Origin of the sequence: Zavarzinella formosa DSM 19928 (genome assembly GCF_000255705.1) — a bacterium.
GTDB classification, from domain to species: Bacteria; Planctomycetota; Planctomycetia; order Gemmatales; family Gemmataceae; genus Zavarzinella; species Zavarzinella formosa.
Genome location: NZ_JH636445.1, coordinates 129,103 through 147,708 on the forward strand (window position 1 = coordinate 129,103; position 18,606 = coordinate 147,708).

Below are 18,606 nucleotides of genomic sequence, written 5' to 3' on the forward strand. Positions count from 1 at the left end.
TGTCAAGCGCTCTCTGGCCCGCGCGTTCTCGGCCTCGGCGATCTTCACGCGAAACGGCCGCAGCCAGAGGGCTTCGATCGGAAAATCAACGAGATATTTGAACGGCTTGTCCGGGGTGTTGAAGAAGTACACCACTTCCGGGTTCGGCAGCAAATCGGCTTGGATCAGGTCGGCCCGCGTGAGTTTCAACTCGGCGAGGTTGTCGTGAAAGGTCGGGTTGTTCCAGAGGGCCAGCATCACCGCGTGGTCGAGGGTGAGCGGTTGCGCTTCGGTCAACCCCTGCGGATAGATGACTTCGTTCACGCCCGTCGGCGTCGGCGGTTGGGCGTCATAGCCGAAGCGGCTTTGAACCACTCCGTCCACCTGTGACTCGCCTCCGTCCGGGGACATCGTGTGACATCCGCCTAGGAAGAGGCTTCCGCACAAGAACGCCGATAATCGCCGCTGACGTTTCATGCTTTGGTCATCGGTTGAGAACTTGAGCCGAGTTGAAGGATTTCATCGGTCGTGCCAAATGTGAAGGCGAAAATTGAAATGACCTCATTGCAAAAATCGAATACGATGAAATCAGGCTAAAGTTCTCATCTCGAACACACAGAACACTTTCCCAAACTACCACATGAGTACTGAAAAGAAACGTCGTCGTCTTCTGTGGCTGGTGATCGCCTCCCCGATCATCCTCTTTTTGCTGTTGGCTTACGCAGCCATGCCGGGGAAAAGCACCTACACCGTCAGCCCGGAAACCACGGTCGCCACCGAGCATGTGGACGCCGAGGGATTCGTGGACAACATCGTCGCGCTCAACACCCGGCTTCGCGGCGACATCACCCCGGAACAGAACGCCAACGTCCTCATCTGGAAGGCCCTCGGCCCCCATCCGGAAGGGGGCACGATGCCGGAGGAATACTTCCAGTGGCTCGGCCACGCTTCCCCGCCGGAAGAGGGCGAATACCTTATTGGTTGGACCAAGTTTCTCCGTGAGAGAGAGGGCGTCGCGCAGGGCGAGCTGCCGCCTGATTTCGAGCCGCAAAACAAACGACGGGAGCGGACGCTGAAATGGATGTGGAAACCGGAAGATGAACCGGATGTCGCCGCCTGGCTGGCGAAGAACGCACGGCCTATCGCCTTCTTGGAGGAAGCCTCGAAACGCCCCGCTTATTACAACCCGCTTGTGCCGAAGAAAAATCCGACCGGTGGCAACGGCTCTCTCATTAGTTGCCTGTTGCCAAATGTGCAGGTCTGTCGGGAGGGGGCGAATCTGCTCGCTTGCCGGGCGATGCTGCATCTTGGGGCTGGCCGAGTCAACGAGGCTTGGAATGATCTGATGAGTTGCCATCGCCTCGGCCGCGTCATGGAGCGGGGGGGCTGTCTCATTGAGTATCTGGTGGGGGTGGCGATTCAACAGATCGCCATCCAAGGGGAAACGGTGTTTCTGAGCCAGGCAAAACTCACGACCCCGCAACTGGCCGCCTGCCGGGCCGATCTCCAAAAGCTTCCGTCGCACGCTCGTATTGCGGACAAGGTCGACCTGACCGAACGGTTCTGCATGTTGGATATTCTCCAATCAATGGCTCGAAACGGTTCGGATATCTTGAAGCAAATTGCCGGGTCGGGGGAGGGAATACCGGAACCGGCCGTGGGCCGTCTGTTTTCACGCAGCACCGACTGGAACCCGGCCATGCGGCTCGCCAACGGCTGGTATGACCGTTGGGTCGCCGCTCTTCGACTGGAGGATATCCAAGCCCGCGAACTAAAGGTCAGGGAATTGGAGGCTGAATTGAAGGCAATGGCCGCGGAAACGAAGGTGCAAGCGTGGACCGCCCCGATTCTCGGACCAAAACAACGCGGTGAGCTTTTCGGAAAATTGACCATCGGTTTGATGATGCCGGCGTTGGAGAAGATGGTGGCGGTGGAAGTCCGCATGATCCAAATCGACCGCAATCTGTCGATTGCTTTCGCCCTGGCCGAATATCGGGCCAACACCGGGAAATATCCGGCGGCACTGGCTGAACTCATGCCGAAATATCTGACCGAAATCCCGAAGGATGTCTACACCGACGGAGACTTGAAATACCAAGTCACTCCGGCGGGATATCTGTTGCACAGCGTCGGCCCCAACCGGATCGACGACCAGGGCCGCAACCGGGAAAGCCAGCCTCCGGGGGACGATTGGGCCATCGAAATGCCGGCGAAGGAACCGCCGCCCGTGGAGGAGCCGGTCGGCCCGCCGATTCCTCCTCCGCTCCCCGGTCAGCAGGAGTGATCTTGGCGATTGTGTCACAACTCGTCTGTTTCAATTGACTCCGTCACGGCGCATCGTTTATCGTCATGTTGGCGAAACCCGTGACATCACAAGAAACCATTTTCCACCCAACCCACTGGAATCCATGCGCACCTTGCTAATTGCCTTGGTGGTGATCTCCTCGGCCGTCGCCCAAGAGCGAACGCACGTCGTCACGCCGGGGGATTATTTTTCCCTGAACACGATCACCGAAGCGGCCATTTCACCAGATGGCAAACACGTCGCCTATGCCTTGGCCACATGGGATAAAAACGAGGAAACCCGCAAGACGGATGTGTGGATTGTGGCTTACAACGGCTCCATCAGCGCCCGCCGGTTGACATTCGACCGGGCCAACGAGCGCCAGCTAAAGTGGAGCGCGGACGGGGACGCGATTTATTGCCTCGGCAATCGCAAACGAGCGGCCGAAACCAAGCCTCCTTACGACGGGACCACACAGGTTTGGAAGATCAAACTGGCTCGCGTTCTCCCCGATGTCCCGGCGGATCTGGAGGGTCGCGAACCCGTGGCCGTCACCCGTGAACCGGGCGGCGTTTCGGCCTTTGACTATGCTCCCCTGGCGGATGTGGTCTTTTTCACCAAAGACCGAACGCAGTCGGACGACGAAGATGGTTTCGCCAAATTGCGGGCGACTTACGACAAAGTGGAATATGGTCACGGCGTCCGCAAGGTCAGCGAACTGCACCGGCTTGATGTGCGGTCATGGCAAACCGAGAAGATCGCCGACGAGAAGCGGTTCATCCGGGAATTCGCGGCCAGCCCCGACGGCAAACGGGTGGCGATGATCTCGGCCTTCGACGACACGGTGGTGAAGTCCGAAGGCGAGAGCCGGGTCGATGTCTGGGAGGCGGGCAAAGTTGTCACGCCGCCGACGGAACCGTACCGGGCGAAAGCGGCCACTCCTTATGCGTGGCTCGACAATCTGGCGTGGTCGGCCGACGGGCAACACTATGCCTTCACGGAGATCCACGACGGATATCCCGCCGAGATCGTGATTGGTTCCCGCAAGGAGAACACATGGCAAACCTCTGTGTTGCCACGGAAATCGCACCGGTTTGAGGTTCGTGGTTACGGCACGCCGTTGCGATGGCACGGGAACAATCTGTATTTCATCACGGAACAATCGGCCGTTAATGACATCAAAGTGTGGAGTCCCAAGGTAACTAGCCAACTTGGAGCCGATAATACGCTGTGTGGTCCGGGGGCGGTTGTTTATGCATTTGACATCGGCCCCGTTCATGCCGACACTCACGCGGAAATGGTTGCTGTTCGCGGAGACGCGAATGGGTTCCCCGTGTTGACGTACGCCACTTCCAAGGGTCGGCAAACCCTTGTTGATCCAAATCCGCACACGCGAACGTGGAAGTTGCCGAGCATCAAACACGTCACATGGAAAGCCCCGGATGGTTCCACGGTCGGCGGGGTGTTGGAGTTGCCGCCGACATACCAGAAAGGGGAAAAACTGCCGCTGGTGGTGGCCATCCACGGCGGGCCGACCACGTCAACGAAGGCCGATCTTTCCTTCGACCCGCACAACGGCCGGCTCTATTTTGCGACCGCCGGGTATGCCGTGTTGCTGCCGAATTATCGTGGCAGCACCGGCTATGGCGACAAGTTTCTGACCGATCTGATCGGCAACGAAAACGATCTGGATGTGAAAGACATCTGGGCCGGGGTCGAACATCTCGTGAAAGAGGGCATCGCCGATTCGGATCGCGTGGCCTGCATGGGCTGGAGCAACGGCGGCTTCCTGACCAACTGCCTCATCACCCACAAAGATTCCCCGGTGAAATTCCGGGCCGCCAGCAGCGGAGCGGGCATCCTGGACACGGTCGCCGAGTGGGGCTTCAACGACGAACCGGCCTATGCGATGGTTTTCAAAAAGGGCCTGCCGTGGGAGCAACCCGACCTGTATCGCAAAACCTCGCCGCTCTATGGCCTTGGGAATGTGACCACTCCCACGCTGATCCATGTCGGCGGAGGGGACGAGCGTTGTCCCCCCGGCCACAGCCGGATGCTGTTCCGGGGCTTGCGGGAGTACAAGAAAATCCCCACGGAACTCGTCGTCTACACCGGCGAGCCCCACGGCCTGAGCAAGATGAGCAATCGCCGGGCGAAGATGGAATGGGATCTGGCGTGGTTTGAGAAGTATTTGAAACCGGTTGAAAAATGAGGGCTATTTTGTCTTGGGGGGCGCTTGTTCTTTGATCGGAATCAATTCCCAGAGTTCATCGTCCCCATCATGGGCAGTCCATTGGATAAGTCCGACTCCGGGATTTTTCGATCCCTCGGACACCGCCATGTATAGCCCGTCAAACACAGACACGATGTGGTAATATCGCTTGCCCTGTCGTAATAACCATAAGTCGGTGCTTTTCTCAGACGGATTCTCCAGCAGTCTCAGGCCGTACCCTTTCTGTTTTGACTCTCCGGGAATCGAAATCGTCGCTCCGGTCTTGCGATTTCGGATGCGCACCCCGTCGCCTTTTTCCTGCTTGATGAACTCCCATTGCTGGCTGGCCTTTTCCTCGTATTTTTCTTGCGTCGGCGACCCTTCGGACTTGTCGATGTCATCTCTGATCGTGACGGACAGCCCGCTGTTTTTGTTGACGATCCGGTAGAATTTGGCCTCTGTCGCCGGAAGGGCTTCGGCCATTTTGAGCCGTTGCAATTCTTTCTCGACCAGGGCCGCCTTGTCGTCTTCCTTGGCCAGAATGTGCGCCTTGACGAGAGCGGTGAGCGCGGTGACCAGAGGAGTTTTTGCTTTGGCAATGCGATCTTTCATTCGCATGTCGATCCACGCCGGCACGGCCCCGCCATCCTCCAAGGTGTCTTTTTCTTCCTTGATCGCTTTGATTTTGGCCAAATCGGGTTTTGGCCGTTTTCGTTCCGTTGCTTCTTTGGCATCGATCAACAGTGACAGGTCTTTGCGGATGGCCGCGACGGCGGATTTGTATTCCTCGCGTGCCTTGGCCACTTTTTCCTGAGCCATGCTCACTTCATCAGCCCGCACAGGGTGCGCCACAATAGCCAGACAAATTGCCAACGCCGCAAACAAACGAGCCATTGGAGTCTCTCTTGAAGACGGAATCTGGGTTTGCCATCGGTGAAATGGCAATCAGAAGGAATGATTTTTCTGAAAATCCACTGCGGGGATTATCCCAAATTATGATCGCCGTAGCCGACGACGCAAGCGTATTTTTTCCGATGAGCCCATTTGCCGGGGCGTGCGAGATTTTCGGTCAGAACGGGTGTTGGATGCCGAACCAGAATTGAGTCGGCGAGTTCACATTCACGGTCTTGGCCACGTCAACTCGCAACATCGTCCGTTCCAAGAAACTGAACCACGCCACGTCGAACCGGAAGCCGAGGCCGACGGCGTGGGCCACCGGGCCGAGGGACTTGCCGCTGAGATAGATATCCCCCACGTCGTAGAACGGGGCCACATACATGTTCTTGAGCCGGACGAAGTGATCCACGGCGTCAATATCGGCCTTGCGATACACCGGCATGCGCCATTCCACGCTTCCGAGCCACGCGGCCGATCCCTGCCGTTCGGCCAGGTCGAAGCCGCGGAAGTTCAAGTCCCCGCCGAGGGCGAACAACCGGCCGTCCTGCTTCGAGCCCCATGCCCCGAAAGCCCTCAAGGCCAGTCGGGTTTGCGACAGCCAGCCAAGCCCTTCCGGGGGAGCCTGCACCCAAGAAGCCTGGCCGAAAACTTGATTGACCACGACTTCCTGACCGAGAATCGGCACGCCGAGAGCATAAGTGGCATCAAGTTTGAAACCCACTTCGGGGTCCCAATACGGCGTCAGCAAGTCGATGTGATAATGCACCCCGACGTTTGTCGCCTGGTCGAATTCATAGGCCCCCGGAATCGTGTGTCTCGGCGCGGGCAGGAAGTGTTGCTGCCAGGAGCCGAACGCTTCCACATGGTGCATTGGCGGCGAATAGAGACTCGGCGACTCGTCAATGACGTAACGCGCCCAGATCGCCCCGCGATCCAGATCCGGGCTGTTCTTGGTGAGTTGAACGAGACTTTTTTCACCGTGGAAACCGAGATCGAGGTTCGGCAGCGGCCAGTGCCGGATATTGCCGTCGAAGCCGGTCGCCAGATCGCGGTATGTGGACCGATACCCCGTGTAGACGCCGCCGCTGAATTCTTCTGTTCGATACACGCCGGCCCGCAAACCGAGAACGGTCGCCCGCGTAAACCACGGATCGGCATAGGACGCCCCGTAAAACCACGGGCCGGTGATGACGTTCAAACGGTCGTAGGCGGTCGTATAGGTTGTTTCTTCCAAAAACGTATAGAACGGAGCCACTCGATAGCGGACGGGCGGTTTCCAGAAATTGTTGGCCGGTTCGCTGTCCGGCAACACCTGATCGGGGTCCACGCACACCTGATTCGGCTTCGCCGGGAGCATCACCTCGATTTTCACGCGGTGATCGTCCAACGGTTCCACCGTTGCCATCGGGTTTTGAAACTTCGCCGTTCCGTCCGAGGTGACGATGGGAATGCGAATGTTATAGTTCACCCCGTCGTCGAAACTGAAGCCCAATGTGGTCGGCTCGTCGTATTCGGCCTTCTGTCGAATGATGACTGTGGCCTTGTACATTTCCTTCGGCGTTTCATCTTTGCGGGGGTCGTCGGTCGCGCCCGCCTGCCGGACAATCTCCGTCGGTGTCGGGGCCGGCTGCACGTCCACGGAGACCAACGACCAATCGGTCATGCCGTTTTGTGTCAGCCAGTGCTTGAAAAAGTCGTCCCACGATTTGCCGGTGTATTCTTCCAACTCTCGTTTGAAGTCTTCCGCATGGATTACTTTGAAGTAATAACGCGAGTGGATGCGGCGCATGAAGTCCATGAAGGCCGCCTCGCCGAGGCGTTCCTCCAACATGCCGACAATTTTCCCGCCGCGATCATAGGCGGCGCTGAAGAGATTGCCGATGTGCCGATACTTGGTCATCTCTTGCACGGCCGGGCCGAGTTCGCCCTTGCGCAATGTCGAGTAAAACTGCCCGTAGCGGTAATCCTCCCGCTTGATCCCCGGCAACCAGCCAAGCCCCTTGGGGAATTTCAACAGGGCGTTGTTCTTGCCGTCTTCTTGGTTGAGCAACCGGTGGGAAAAATAAGTGGCGAAGGCTTCATCCATGAAGGTTTCGCGGAAGCCGTCGGTCCCCACCATGTTGTACCACCACTGATGGCCCGTCTCGTGGGAGATCAAATACGCGACATACCCCTCCGCGAAGTGCGGCATGGAGAAGACCCGTTCGTCGATCATCACCAAGCCGCAGCATTCGTTGCCGTTCCAGCCGAAATAAGATTCGGCAATGTTGAATTCCTTGTACGGATACGGCCCAAACCACTTCGTGTACGCCTGCAACGCTCGCGATGAATACTTGATTAGCACCTCGGCGTAAAACTCATGCTCCGGGAAGGCCATGCAGCGAACCTTCACGCCGTCGGCATCGCCGATGTATTCCTTGTAACGATCCGAGCAGAGGAACGAGAAGTCGCGGGCCGTCACCGGGCCGATTTCCACTTCCTGTTCGTTGCCGATTTCTTTGGTCGATACGATCGGCCCCGTGCAGGCGATCTTTTGTTCCTTCGGTAGTTTCGCCCGGACGGTGAACACGCCCGCTTCGTTGTAGAAGGGTTGGTGCCACGGGACGAAGGGGGTCGGTTGCCAGCCTTTTTCCGGGTCCAGATAAGCGACCACCGGGTGCCAGTTACTCAGGAAGGTGACGCCCTCCCATTGTCCCCAACGCCCCTGACGTTGCGGCAGGTCCATCGAGTATGTCAGCGCCAAGACCACCGATTCGCCCGGCGGCAGCGGTCTCGGCAGCGGGACCACCATCGCGGTGTCCATGTCCGACTTGAAGCGGTAATGCACCTCTTTGCGAGTCCAGACATCACCCTGTTTGTGCAGTTGCTCCACCTTGCGCATGATGAGGGCGGGATCGTCGTAAATCCCCTCGCGGGCGGGGACGCGCATGATCTCCAGCATCTTGGCAAGGAAGAGGCGATCCACCGGGTTTTTCGGCGGCTGATAGTGCGAATGGACGTTGAAAACGATGTCTTCAACCGGTTTGTTCGTCCGGTTGACCCAAGAGACGTTCTGGGTGACCTCCACCTTGTGGCCGGGGAGATCAAAGTGCATGGCGATGTCGTAGCGGGGCAGCCACTCCGGCGCTTTGCGCTCGACGGCCGAAGCCGCCAAGGCCGCCCAACAAACACCAATGATGGTTAGTAGCGCACGCATGTCGTGAACGGGGCATAACCGAAATTAATCGGCATGTCACGGCCAGTTAAAGCGATTGCTTCTCATTAGTCCGCATTCATGATTGGCAAAGATGGATAAATCGCAAGCGAACGGGAAGTTAGGAAGCATCCGGGGTTGTCGGATGCTTTGGCTGTCTTGACTGATGATTGCCCACAACCCGCAGACAACATTCTCAGGGGAATTCGCCCCCAAAGCATTTGGCGGCCCGTTTGTAGTCTTTCTTGAGTTCGTAAGCCCGGCCCAGTTCTTTGAGCACGGCCGATTTCTCGGCTCCCGCCCGCATGGCTTCCACGCAATATCGGGCCGCGTCTTCCGGGTGATTGGCCCGGACGGCGAGGCGGGCCAGTTGAACCCACGCATGGCGGCCCGGTTCCTCCCGACTGATCGCCGCGACGGCCTTGTATCCTTCGACCGCTTTGGCGGGGTCGCCGTCCGCAAATTGGTAATCGGCAAGTTCGCGGGTCATGCGAACGGCCAAGTCTCCGCGGAGTGTTTCAAGCGATTGCTCGTACATCACGACCATGCGAGGGCCGAAGCCGAGTTCCCGGCACGTTTTTCCCAAGACATAAATCCCGGCGGGGCCAACGGCCGATTGTTCCCCGGCGTTGAGGACGGCGTACAAAAGCTCATCGGCTTCGCCGGTCACCCGAGGATTCTCGGCCAGCTTGAACCGGCAAAGGGCATCCGCGAACGCGGCGGCGAGCTTGAAATCCGGGGCTTTCAATTCAACCTTGTGAGGGCGAAGAGTGGCGAGCGTGGCCGCATAGTCATTCCGGATCAGATGGCAAAAAGCCAGCCCCAGCGCCGAGGCGGTCACGGCCGGGCCGGTTTCCCCGGTGTCGATCGCGGCTTCAAAGAATTTGACCGCTCGTTCCGGCTCATCAACGTCCAAATGAGTGCGACCCGCCCACCAATACGCCAGCGAACTCCAACGTCCCGCCGTGTCGCGGTCGGCCAGATTTTGAAATTGTTCCCTGGCCTTGTCCCTCAAGCCCAAGTGAACGCATGTCACGCCAAGATTGTAATTGGCGGCCACCGCTTCCGGTCTTAGCCCGCCTTCGTCCAATGCCCGCGTGAATGTTTCGGAGGCTCCCTTCCAGTTCTTTGCCAGAAAGTCGAGATTGCCAAGATCGATGATCTGGCCGATCCGCCAGGGATGTTCCGGCCCGGCGGTCAGCGCGCGGTTCAGGGCCGTCTTGGTCCGGGTTCCCCAGGCGGCTTCGCTTTCCTTGATCGGGCTAATCACCAAGTCATGGTCTTGAATGGTCCATTCCAACCCGGCGGGAGACAGAAGGGCGTCAAGCATCAGGCCGGACGGGAGTTCACTCACCGAGATATTCGCCGCCCGTCCCGACAGGAGTTCTTCCGCGTTGCCGTTCAGCTTGAATGCCAGGCCCAATTCGCGGGCCATCGTCTCGACCACATTGCGCAACCCCCGTGACAGGAGATCCGCAGTCACCAGCCATTCGTCCGGTTTGGGGCCGCGGGCGATTCGCAGCTCACCCTTGGCCGGGGCGGCCGGCGCTTTCGGGGGGAGGGGCTTCGCCCCATGCGAATCGTCGCCGGTCGTGGCGGAGATTTCCATTTCGGTGTCAGGATCGTCCGTGTGTTCGTCTTTTTTCGGCTTGGGCTTTTCGTCGTGAGAATCTTTTGAGTGTTCGTCTTTTTTCGGCTCGGCCTTTTTGGCATGCGGATCCGTCGCATGCTCGTCTTTTTTCGGCTCGGCTTTTTTGCCGTGATCGTCGGCGGCGTGGTCATCGTGTTTGGAAGCGGGCTTTTTGCCGTGGTCGTCCGCCGCGTGATCGTCATGTTTTGAGGCGGGCTTTTTGTCGTGCGAATCGGAAGCGTGGCTGTCGTGCGGGGTTGATTCTTCGTGTCCCGGATCGTGTGAATGCGATGCCTCGCCGTGACCCGAGGCATGATGTTTCTTGGCGTGGATCAGTCGCAAGGGACCGGCCCAGACGACCAGTTGTTCGAGATCGGGAATTTTCTCGGTTGTGGCGGGCAGATACGGATTGAGCGGGTAAGGCGTGGGATTGATGCCTCCGGAGAGGTATTCCACATGCGCGATGGTCGCCAGCAGGTCCGCATGCAGCGGAGAACTGGTTTTTCCATCGCTGCCCGAGACCAGAACCAGTCGATACAGGGCCGCGCGGGCTTCGGCGAGCCGGTCCAGTTTGATTTGGCAACGAGCCCAACTGATCCGGGCGGCCGTCCCCCGGACGGTGTTCGGTTCGGCGGCGATCACCGCGCTGTAGCTTTTGCCAGCCTCCAGATGATCGCCGAGTTTCTCCTGGCAGATCCCTTCGCGGAACCGCAGGGCGGTGTTCTCCGGGCCGGCCGCCGTTTTCAGATCCGTGCGGATCTTCCCCAAGGCGTCCTTCCAGCGTTGCTCCGCCAGCGTCTCATCAATGGTCGGGTCGGTGTGATGTTCCTCGGCGTGATGTTCTTCGTTTGCCGCCTTGGGAGCCGCTTTCACAAAAAATCCGCCGATGACGTATCCCATGCCCATCATGGCGAGGGGAACGAACCATACCCAACGAAATGATTTCTTCGCCGGTGTCGGGGCCGGAGCGTGTGTCGGAGTCTGCTGTTCCGGCGTGCGGAGGGCGCTGAGTTTGCTCATGGGTTTGACGGATGACAAACCGGTGGCGGACGGAGGCGTGCTGGCCATGTGATACCCGAGGGGGGTGATGGAACACTGCAAATGTGTGGTCGGATCAAAAGAATGCCAACTCACTTCGGGAACATGGCCGGAAGTTTATTTTGATCACGGGGCAAAATTATGCAACTTTTCGGAAAGCGGTTCGATGATCCCATTGTGGGCCAATAGAACCGGGAGCATCTAATGCGGATCAATCCTTACTCCAGCCAACCGCCAGTCGATTCCGTGACGAGCGGAACAAACTCCGCAAAGTCCAAGCCGGCTTCGACTTCGGTCACGGAAACAAGCGAAACTGATGGCTTTTCCCGATCCAGCGCCCTCAGCGGATTGATCGGCAGTCTTCGTGATTTGCCAGACGTTCGTTCGGATGTGTTGGCCGGTGTTCAGGCCAAGATTGACGCGGGGCAACTCACGACATCATCCGCTTATGCGGAGGCGGCCGCGAATATCGACGATTCAGCCAAGGGCTGAAAATCTGGCGAAAGCCGGGAAGCCCAAAGACCCAAGGGTCACGCCAATGTTCTCTTCCATCTTCGGGGAGAAACTTGGTGCGGCCCTCGGGTCTTTGGGCTTCCCGGCTTTTGCCTTTGATTTCCATCCCATATCATATTCGCATGGGAATCGACCCCACATTGCTCACCGTCCTCGGCGGCACCGCCATGCTCGGGCTGGTGTCCGGGTGTCTCGGCACCTTTGCCGTGCTGCGGCGGCAAAGTTTGCTGGGGGATGCCGCCTCCCATGCCGCCCTGCCGGGAATCATCGGGGCGTTTTTGCTGTTCGGCCGGGAACCGGGCTGGCTCCTTGTCGGAGCGGTCGCCTCGGGATTAACGGCGATGGTGTGCGTCAACGCCATTATCCGGACGACACGGATTCCCTTTGATGCCGCCCTTGCGGGGAGTCTGGCCGTGTTCTTCGGCCTCGGACTGATGCTTTTAAGCCTCACCCGAAAAACCGGATCGGCCGGGATCGAGCGTTATCTGTTCGGGCAGGCGGCCATCATGCTGGCCTACGATGTTCGTATGATTATTGCGGCCGGGACTGTCGCCCTTTTCCTGTTGGTGTTGTTCTGGAAGCAATTCAAGATTGTTTCTTTTGACCGGCAATTCGCGGCGGGGCTGGGCTGGCGTGTCTTGTTTTGGGATTTGCTGCTCACCGGGTTGATCGTCACGGGGATCGTGATTGGCCTCGAAAGTGTCGGCGTGGTGTTAATGAGCGCCCTGATTGTCGCTCCGGCGGCCACGGCCCGGCAACTCACGAACCGCCTTGGAATGATGACCCTGTTGGCGGGGGTGTTCGGTTCCGCCAGTTGCGTTTTGGGGGTGCTTCTGAGCCAGTGGATTGGGGACGCTTATCGGAATGTTTCAATGCCGACCGGGCCGACCATTGTGTTGGTTTCCACCCTGATCATGGGCGTCATCTCCCTGGCCGCATCGCGGGTCGGGAACCGTTCGCGACGGCGTGATCCGAAAATCCTCACTTCCGGCGTGACGGACTTCTTGTAAGATAATTTCCGACACACCCACCGGGCCGACCTGCGAATCCCCCGTCGAGACAATCCTGCGATGTCGCATCCGACAACCCTTCAATATCTGGATGGCCTGCGTTCCAGCCGTTTATTGGACGACGACCGCTTGTCCGAACTTCAAACGCTTCCGGAGGCGACATGGGGGGACACTGACGCCCTCGCCCGTCATGCGCAGGAACGGGGATGGCTGAGCCCCTATCAAGTGGGTGAATTACGCGAAGGCCGGGGAAGCCAGTTGGTGGTCGGGGCGTACAAACTGGTTGAAAAGCTTTCCGAGCATTCCGGATACGTCACCTACAAGGCTCTTCATCCCGCGTTGCCCAACCCGGTGTCTCTTCGGGTGATCCGGCCAGCCTGGCTAAACCCCATTGACCGGTCGACGGAATACATCACACGGACGCAGGCCGCCTGTCTGGTCAATAATCCGCATCTCACAAATGTGCTTGATGCCGGGGCCGACGGGGACACAGTGTTCGTCGTCCAGGAATATGCGGACGGTTGCGACCTCGCCCAACTTGTCGGCGAGATGGGCGCCATGCCCGTCTCCCTGGCCGCCGAATACATCCGGCAGGCGTCCCTGGCGGTTCAATCCGCTCATGAACGCGGCGTGGTTCACGGCAGCGTTTCCCCATACACGCTGATTCTCACCCCGGTCAAGCGAGTTGTTCACGAAGCCACCGGGTTCGTGTCCGTGCGTCCGCGTCCGGGGTCGGTGGTCAAGTTGGCCGATTTGGGGATGATTCCGCAACGCCCGCCGATGGGGGACACCACTTACGCCAACACGGAAACGCTCGGCGTGGTGGAATACCTGCCGCCGGAGCGGATGACCAATCCCGGCCCGGAAGCCGCCGGTGATTTGTACGGCCTGGGGGCCAGCCTCTACTTCTTGTTGACGGGCCGTGCCCCATATGCCGGAAGTTCCATTCTTGATGTGATGCTGCAATTGCAGCAGGGCGAACCGACGCCCGTCGAATCTCTGCGGACGGATTTGCCGCCGGATATTGTCGCCATTATCAAGCGTTGTCTTTCGCGGGACACCTTGGAACGCCCGTCGGCCGAAGAGATCATCGCGGCGTTGTTGCCTCATTGCGAACCGTCCGCCATGCCCGCCCCGGCCGGTGTTCCGGCGGCCGTCCCCTCGGCCAGCGAGACATTCACCCAACCCGGCATTCCCACCGCCTCGGCCGTGCCGTCTCCACACCATGAGCCGCTTGTCGAGCCGTTGCCGGAAGTCCACCCGCTCGACGACCATCACGACGGGGAAAATGATCAATTCGGCCCGAGTGACACCCCCGCCCGGCCAAGACCGAAAGTCGCGCCCAAGAAGTCTCTCACATGGGTGTTCGCCGGCCTGATTCTGCATGGAACGGCCGTGGTGCTGCTGGTTTGCTGGATATTGGGGGTTTTCTCGTCTCGCCCCGCCGTTCCGGAAAAAACCGAGCCACATAAAGAGAAGGTCAACGACTCCAAGCCCAAGCAAAAAAACCTCAAGAAGCCCAACAAGCCGACTGAAGAATGAACGTCTGCATTTCCCAAGCGACGACCCTTCCGGCCGGGGTCATCGACGACCTGACTGCCTTCGCGGACATTGAGTCGGCCGGTGCGGAACTCTGGCTCACGAAGATCGAAAAACACCTCGAACAACACTCGTTCGACGAGTTGAAAAATCTGTTCGTCTCGCGGAATCTGCGCCCGGCGGCCGCCTCCTATCAGGGGGGCTTGCTCCTCTCGCAGGGGGAACAACGCAAAGCGGCGTTTGATCTCTTTCGCAAGCGATTGGAATTGTGTCAGGCCCTTGGCGTGCCGACGATGGTCTTGGTCGCTGATTTCGCCCAAAAGGTCGATTCCCAAAGTTTGCAACGCTCGATTGTCTCGCTGAAGCAAGCCGGTCAGTGGGCGGCCGGGTTTGGCGTGCGGCTTGCCTTGGAATTTCGCGGCGGCGACACGTTTTGCTCGTGTCTGGAAACGGCCTTGATGGTCGTCGGACAGACCGGGGAGCCGAATGTCGGCGTTTGTCTCGATTGGTTTCACTTTTACAAAGGAAGCAGCAAGCCGGACGATCTCGCCGGTTTGACGAACGCGAATCTCTTCCACGTCCAAGTGGCGGATGTCGCCGGGATTCCCCGTGAGTTGATGACCGATTCCGACCGCGTGATGCCGGGCGACGGTGACTTTTCATTCACCCCGCTCGCCGATAACCTTAAAAGAATTGGTTACGACGGTTGGGTTTCTCTGGAGACATTCAACCCGGTGTTCTGGCAGCTCAAGCACACGCAGGTCGCCGAGTTGGGGTTGATGGCCGTCAACCGCATCTTCGAGTAATCCCCAAACCGCCAGACGATCCATCCCAAGATCAACAATGCCGCATGAGCCTGCGGAACCAGTTCCACATACGGCGCCCGCAGATGCTTCGGGAACCACATCGCCATCGGAACGCCAAGCAACAGGACAAAGGCGAATCCGGCGGCCAGACGTTCGCGGCCTTTCGACAAACACATCGCCAGCACGGCCGCCGGGGCGAGCAACATGTATGTGGCTGATTCCGAACTCGGGCCGAACAGACAACACCACACCAGCGAGAGCATCACGGCCAGCCGGATCAGTTCCGGGCGGGAAGCCCCCTGCCGTTGAATGGCGACGAGGAAAATGGCCATCAATCCCCCGGCGGCGAGTTCAATCATCCGGTAGGTCTCCAGCGACACGGGCGTTCCCCAACGGCGCAGGAGTTTTTGGAAATCGTGATAACCATCGGCCATTGGCAAAATCGTGCGGTCATCGGCGTTTAGCCTGGCCCACCAGTCCGCGTATTGTTGGTTCACATATTCGGAGGATTGAAACGCATACGGCAGGGCGGCCCCGAATGTCAGGGCGGCCACGAGACGCGGGGTGAAGCGTCGCCACTCCAGGAGAATGAGAAGCAACCCGATGGCGAGCGGGTAAACCTTGATGAGCGCCGCCCCGGCGATGGCGATGGCCGCGAGCGAGAACCGCCCCTCGAAGAACCAGCATCCGGCGAACAACATGAGCGCCAGCACCAACGGGTTGAACTGGCCGTTATGAATGTTCCCGGCGATCAACGGCAGGCACCCGAGGGCGACGAGAGGCCACGAGATTTCCGGCCAAAGAGTGCGAACCGCCCGGCGAAGGGCGAGGAGCAGCAATCCCGCCTGAAGCGCCCGCCAAAGCACCCCGCCGATGGAATAAGGCGGCAGGCTCCACGGAACCATCATCGCGGCGACGGTCGGGCTATAGCGGAACTGATCCAGATGATCCGGAACCGGACCGTAAAGAGTTTCGCCTTCGCGGAATTGCGACCCGGCGGTGGCAAATGTGGGGAATAGTTTTCCGGCTTTTCCGGGCACGGAAACGAACACCCCGACGATCACGACCATCAATATCCAGAGGGCGATCACGCCCTTCGGAGTGGCGAAACGATTCACGCGGCCACCCGTGGCTTCCCGGCAACCACCGCGTCATCATCGGAGGTCCGCTCGATCACATATAGGGGCCGGTTCAACACTTGTTCATGGATGCGGGCCAGGTATTCGCACACGGCAAACAACAATGCCCACAATCCACCGGCGACGGCGTGGGTGCCGACGATTCCCGCCAGCAGCAACCATCCCCACGATTCGGCGGGTCGGCACGCAAGCCATATGCTTGAGCAACCAATGAAACTGGCGACGATCAATCCAAACGCCAGAATGATGGCCGCGTGCAACGGCACCCGCGAGAAGGAGAGCAGGCCGTCGCGGGCAAGCCGCACCATGCGAACGAGGGTGAATTTGGATTTCCCCGCGAATCGCGGCGGCGCGTCGAAGGTCACCTCGGCCGTCGGAAAGCCGAGCCAGTGAACCATTCCCCGAAGGAAGCGGTGGCGTTCCGGCAATTTCAACAAGGCGTCCAGCGGCGCGCGGGTCAGCAGGCGAAAGTCAGCGGCGGCGGGTCGGATATCCATCCCGCTGCAATGCCGCATCGCCCAATAGAACAGCCGCGACGAGAGCTTTTTGAACCACCCCAGCGAATGATGATCTTCCCGCAGGGTGACCACCACCGGGTAACCTTCCCGCCAGCGGGCCAGCAGGCTGCGAATGACGGCTGGGGGATGCTGTCCGTCGGTGTCCATCGAGATGATGATTTCGCCGCGAGCATGAACGAGGCCGGCCGTGAGGGCCGCCTGATGGCCGAAGTTCCGGCTGAGCCGAAGATACCGCACGCGATGATCCTCGCGGGCAAACCGGGCCAGCGCTGCCGGGGTTTCGTCCGTCGAGCCATCATCGACGTACACCACCTCGTAGGAAAAATCTTCGCGGAGCGTGTCCAAAACCCGTGTCAATTGTTCGTGAAACAACGGCAAGGCGTCGGCCTCGTCGTAGGCCGGGGCCACGATGCTCAAGAGGGGCAATTGCGGTCGGGAAAGCCTCATTCGGCGACATTCCCCCGAACGAGGGCCGAGGGGCGAACCCGAGTGTAACCACCTTGGGCGAGGGCAAAGGAAAAGTCCGGGGAGCGCAACAGGGCCGTTTCATGCGGCCGACGCATCAGGCTCTCAAGCGTGTGACAATCCCGGCCCCAAAGAGTTTCGTCCCGATGGCCGGGATGACAGCACACTTCCACCCGCGAGCCGGGTTTCACCCGGCCAAGCCAGCGGGACCAAAACTGTTCGTTTTCCACGCAACAGGGATCGGTGACGCCAACCAGCACATCACAACCCGGCAACGAACGTCCGGCGGCCCGGCGTCCCATGATGTTCAACACGGTCCGCTTGATCCGGGCGCCGGGAACGGCCGCCAGCGTGGTCCAGTCTTCCGCGACCCGGCGAACAAATGGTTTCGCTCCGTTCATGTCCAGAACGGTTTTCAACGCCAGATCACATGGAGGAAACAAAGAGACGTGTTGATGACTGTTGATGACCGGCGGCGAGTAACCGACGAGCGCCTCAAAGCGGCGATATTGGGCCAGCCATTCCCGTTCCACGTCAGCCCGGCAAATTCGCGCGGACATCACGCGGCGCAAAAACAACGGAAGAGGCCAGAAGCGGCCATCCGGTTGCAAGAGCGAGGGAACCTTTTCCGGAGAGGCGACGGGTTTGTCCAGTGTGAGATTGGCGTGCCAGCCCAGATCAACGGCCGGGTTGGCGGCCCTCCAGGCATCGACGGCTTCTTCCGCAAACGGCGAATTGACCATCAGAACGGTTGCCCCAAGCTGGCCTTCGACGGCCAGTTCAAGGATGGCCCGCGATGTTTCCGGCCCGATGCCGTAATCATCGGCCACGATGGTGATTATCCGCCGCACGAGTCATGCCCCTCCGTGGACCCGGCTGGCATGGTAACCGGCGGGAGGGGAAGCCGTCAATGCGAAGAAATCGGGGCTTCCCAAGTGCCGCAGGGCCATTCCCTGTTTGAGCTTGTGGAGTTGGGCTTGATTGGGTAGAGGAGGTGATCTTCCAAATTACCCGGTTGGTGGCCATGAGTTCCTGCACGCTGTTGGAAGCCCTCTCGGAATTGCCCGATCCGCGCAGTCCGCGCGGACAGATTCATCCGCTGCCGGCGGTGATCGGACTGGTCGCCCTGGCCATGCTGATGGGCCGCACCAGCCTGATTGGCATCGCCCGTTTCGGGCGCCAGCATGGCGTGCCCCTCGCCCATGCCTTGGGCTTCAAGCGAGGCAAGACCCCGGCCGTGTCCACCCTGTCCCGCACCCTCCGACGATTTGACGCCGTCCAATTCGAGGCCATCATGTCTCGCTGGATCGCCGGCCGGGTTGACCCGGACGCTTTCCGGCAAATTTCCATCGACGGCAAAACGCTCCGGGGCAGCCGGGACGG

At 59.5% G+C, this 18,606-nt stretch carries 13 protein-coding genes and 1 pseudogene; 7 read left to right on the plus strand and 7 right to left on the minus strand.

Annotated features, from left to right (window positions below; all coding sequences use genetic code 11):
• Positions 1-390 (minus strand): annotated as a pseudogene (locus BGIM_RS53585) (hypothetical protein); the annotation flags it as partial.
• A gap of 229 nt (positions 391-619) precedes the next feature.
• Between BGIM_RS53585 and BGIM_RS0132475 the strand changes: the two are divergent.
• Both BGIM_RS0132475 and BGIM_RS0132480 read left to right on the plus strand, forming a co-directional pair.
• On the plus strand, positions 620-2,263 hold the full coding sequence (locus tag BGIM_RS0132475; protein WP_020473832.1) for a hypothetical protein: 1,644 nt from the start codon (positions 620-622) through the stop codon (positions 2,261-2,263).
• Positions 2,264-2,387: 124 nt separating this feature from the next.
• On the plus strand, positions 2,388-4,475 hold the full coding sequence (locus BGIM_RS0132480) for a S9 family peptidase (RefSeq protein WP_020473833.1): 2,088 nt from the start codon (positions 2,388-2,390) through the stop codon (positions 4,473-4,475).
• A gap of 3 nt (positions 4,476-4,478) precedes the next feature.
• On the opposite strand, the gene BGIM_RS0132485 is transcribed toward BGIM_RS0132480, so the two are convergent.
• The 3 genes from BGIM_RS0132485 to BGIM_RS0132495 form a co-directional block, all read right to left on the minus strand.
• Entirely contained in the window at positions 4,479-5,369 is an 891-nt protein-coding gene (locus tag BGIM_RS0132485; RefSeq protein ID WP_020473834.1) for an RICIN domain-containing protein, read from the minus strand.
• Between the two features lie 175 nt (positions 5,370-5,544).
• On the minus strand, positions 5,545-8,568 hold the full coding sequence (locus BGIM_RS0132490) for a M1 family metallopeptidase (RefSeq protein WP_020473835.1): 3,024 nt from the start codon (positions 8,566-8,568) through the stop codon (positions 5,545-5,547).
• A gap of 193 nt (positions 8,569-8,761) precedes the next feature.
• Complete coding sequence (locus BGIM_RS0132495; RefSeq protein WP_020473836.1) at positions 8,762-11,263, minus strand: tetratricopeptide repeat protein; 2,502 nt, start codon at positions 11,261-11,263, stop codon at positions 8,762-8,764.
• Positions 11,264-11,437: 174 nt separating this feature from the next.
• Between BGIM_RS0132495 and BGIM_RS0132505 the strand changes: the two genes are divergently transcribed.
• From BGIM_RS0132505 to BGIM_RS60605, 4 genes are all read left to right on the plus strand, one after another.
• On the plus strand, positions 11,438-11,725 hold the full coding sequence (locus BGIM_RS0132505) for a hypothetical protein (protein ID WP_020473838.1): 288 nt from the start codon (positions 11,438-11,440) through the stop codon (positions 11,723-11,725).
• Between the two features lie 77 nt (positions 11,726-11,802).
• Positions 11,803-12,756, plus strand: a complete 954-nt coding sequence (locus tag BGIM_RS0132510) for a metal ABC transporter permease (protein ID WP_020473839.1) — start codon at positions 11,803-11,805, stop codon at positions 12,754-12,756.
• A gap of 60 nt (positions 12,757-12,816) precedes the next feature.
• Positions 12,817-14,298 carry a serine/threonine protein kinase gene (locus tag BGIM_RS0132515; RefSeq protein WP_020473840.1) on the plus strand — a complete coding sequence of 494 codons (1,482 nt, stop codon included), beginning with the start codon at positions 12,817-12,819 and terminating at the stop codon, positions 14,296-14,298.
• Complete coding sequence (locus tag BGIM_RS60605; RefSeq protein WP_072022297.1) at positions 14,295-15,101, plus strand: sugar phosphate isomerase/epimerase family protein; 807 nt, start codon at positions 14,295-14,297, stop codon at positions 15,099-15,101. Before BGIM_RS0132515 ends, BGIM_RS60605 begins: the two co-directional genes overlap by 4 nt.
• Here the strand turns inward: BGIM_RS60605 and BGIM_RS0132525 are convergent.
• From BGIM_RS0132525 to BGIM_RS58680, 3 genes are read right to left on the minus strand one after another with little or no spacing between them, the layout of a single operon-like run.
• Positions 14,993-16,219, minus strand: coding sequence for a glycosyltransferase 87 family protein (locus tag BGIM_RS0132525; RefSeq protein WP_020473841.1), 1,227 nt, complete (start codon positions 16,217-16,219; stop codon positions 14,993-14,995). The two genes, BGIM_RS60605 and BGIM_RS0132525, sit on opposite strands and share 109 nt — an antisense overlap.
• Positions 16,216-17,205, minus strand: coding sequence for a glycosyltransferase family 2 protein (locus BGIM_RS53590; RefSeq protein ID WP_020473842.1), 990 nt, complete (start codon positions 17,203-17,205; stop codon positions 16,216-16,218). The genes BGIM_RS0132525 and BGIM_RS53590 overlap by 4 nt, the downstream gene beginning before the upstream one ends.
• Positions 17,202-18,074, minus strand: a complete 873-nt coding sequence (locus tag BGIM_RS58680) for a carbohydrate deacetylase (protein ID WP_020473843.1) — start codon at positions 18,072-18,074, stop codon at positions 17,202-17,204. Before BGIM_RS58680 ends, BGIM_RS53590 begins: the two co-directional genes overlap by 4 nt.
• Before the next feature lie 143 nt (positions 18,075-18,217).
• Between BGIM_RS58680 and BGIM_RS0132540 the strand changes: the two genes are divergently transcribed.
• Positions 18,218-18,606: transposase family protein (locus BGIM_RS0132540; protein WP_020473844.1), on the plus strand; the 389-nt coding region annotated here is incomplete at its 3' end.

Coding starts and splice junctions, on each gene's coding strand:
- BGIM_RS53590 (WP_020473842.1), bottom strand. CDS start 17,205: ATGAGGCTTTCCCGACCGCAATTGCCCCTCTTGAGCATCGTGGCCCCG.
- BGIM_RS0132475 (WP_020473832.1), top strand. CDS start 620: ATGAGTACTGAAAAGAAACGTCGTCGTCTTCTGTGGCTGGTGATCGCC.
- BGIM_RS0132515 (WP_020473840.1), top strand. CDS start 12,817: ATGTCGCATCCGACAACCCTTCAATATCTGGATGGCCTGCGTTCCAGC.
- BGIM_RS0132485 (WP_020473834.1), bottom strand. CDS start 5,369: ATGGCTCGTTTGTTTGCGGCGTTGGCAATTTGTCTGGCTATTGTGGCG.
- BGIM_RS0132490 (WP_020473835.1), bottom strand. CDS start 8,568: ATGCGTGCGCTACTAACCATCATTGGTGTTTGTTGGGCGGCCTTGGCG.
- BGIM_RS0132495 (WP_020473836.1), bottom strand. CDS start 11,263: ATGGCCAGCACGCCTCCGTCCGCCACCGGTTTGTCATCCGTCAAACCC.
- BGIM_RS0132505 (WP_020473838.1), top strand. CDS start 11,438: ATGCGGATCAATCCTTACTCCAGCCAACCGCCAGTCGATTCCGTGACG.
- BGIM_RS60605 (WP_072022297.1), top strand. CDS start 14,295: ATGAACGTCTGCATTTCCCAAGCGACGACCCTTCCGGCCGGGGTCATC.
- BGIM_RS0132480 (WP_020473833.1), top strand. CDS start 2,388: ATGCGCACCTTGCTAATTGCCTTGGTGGTGATCTCCTCGGCCGTCGCC.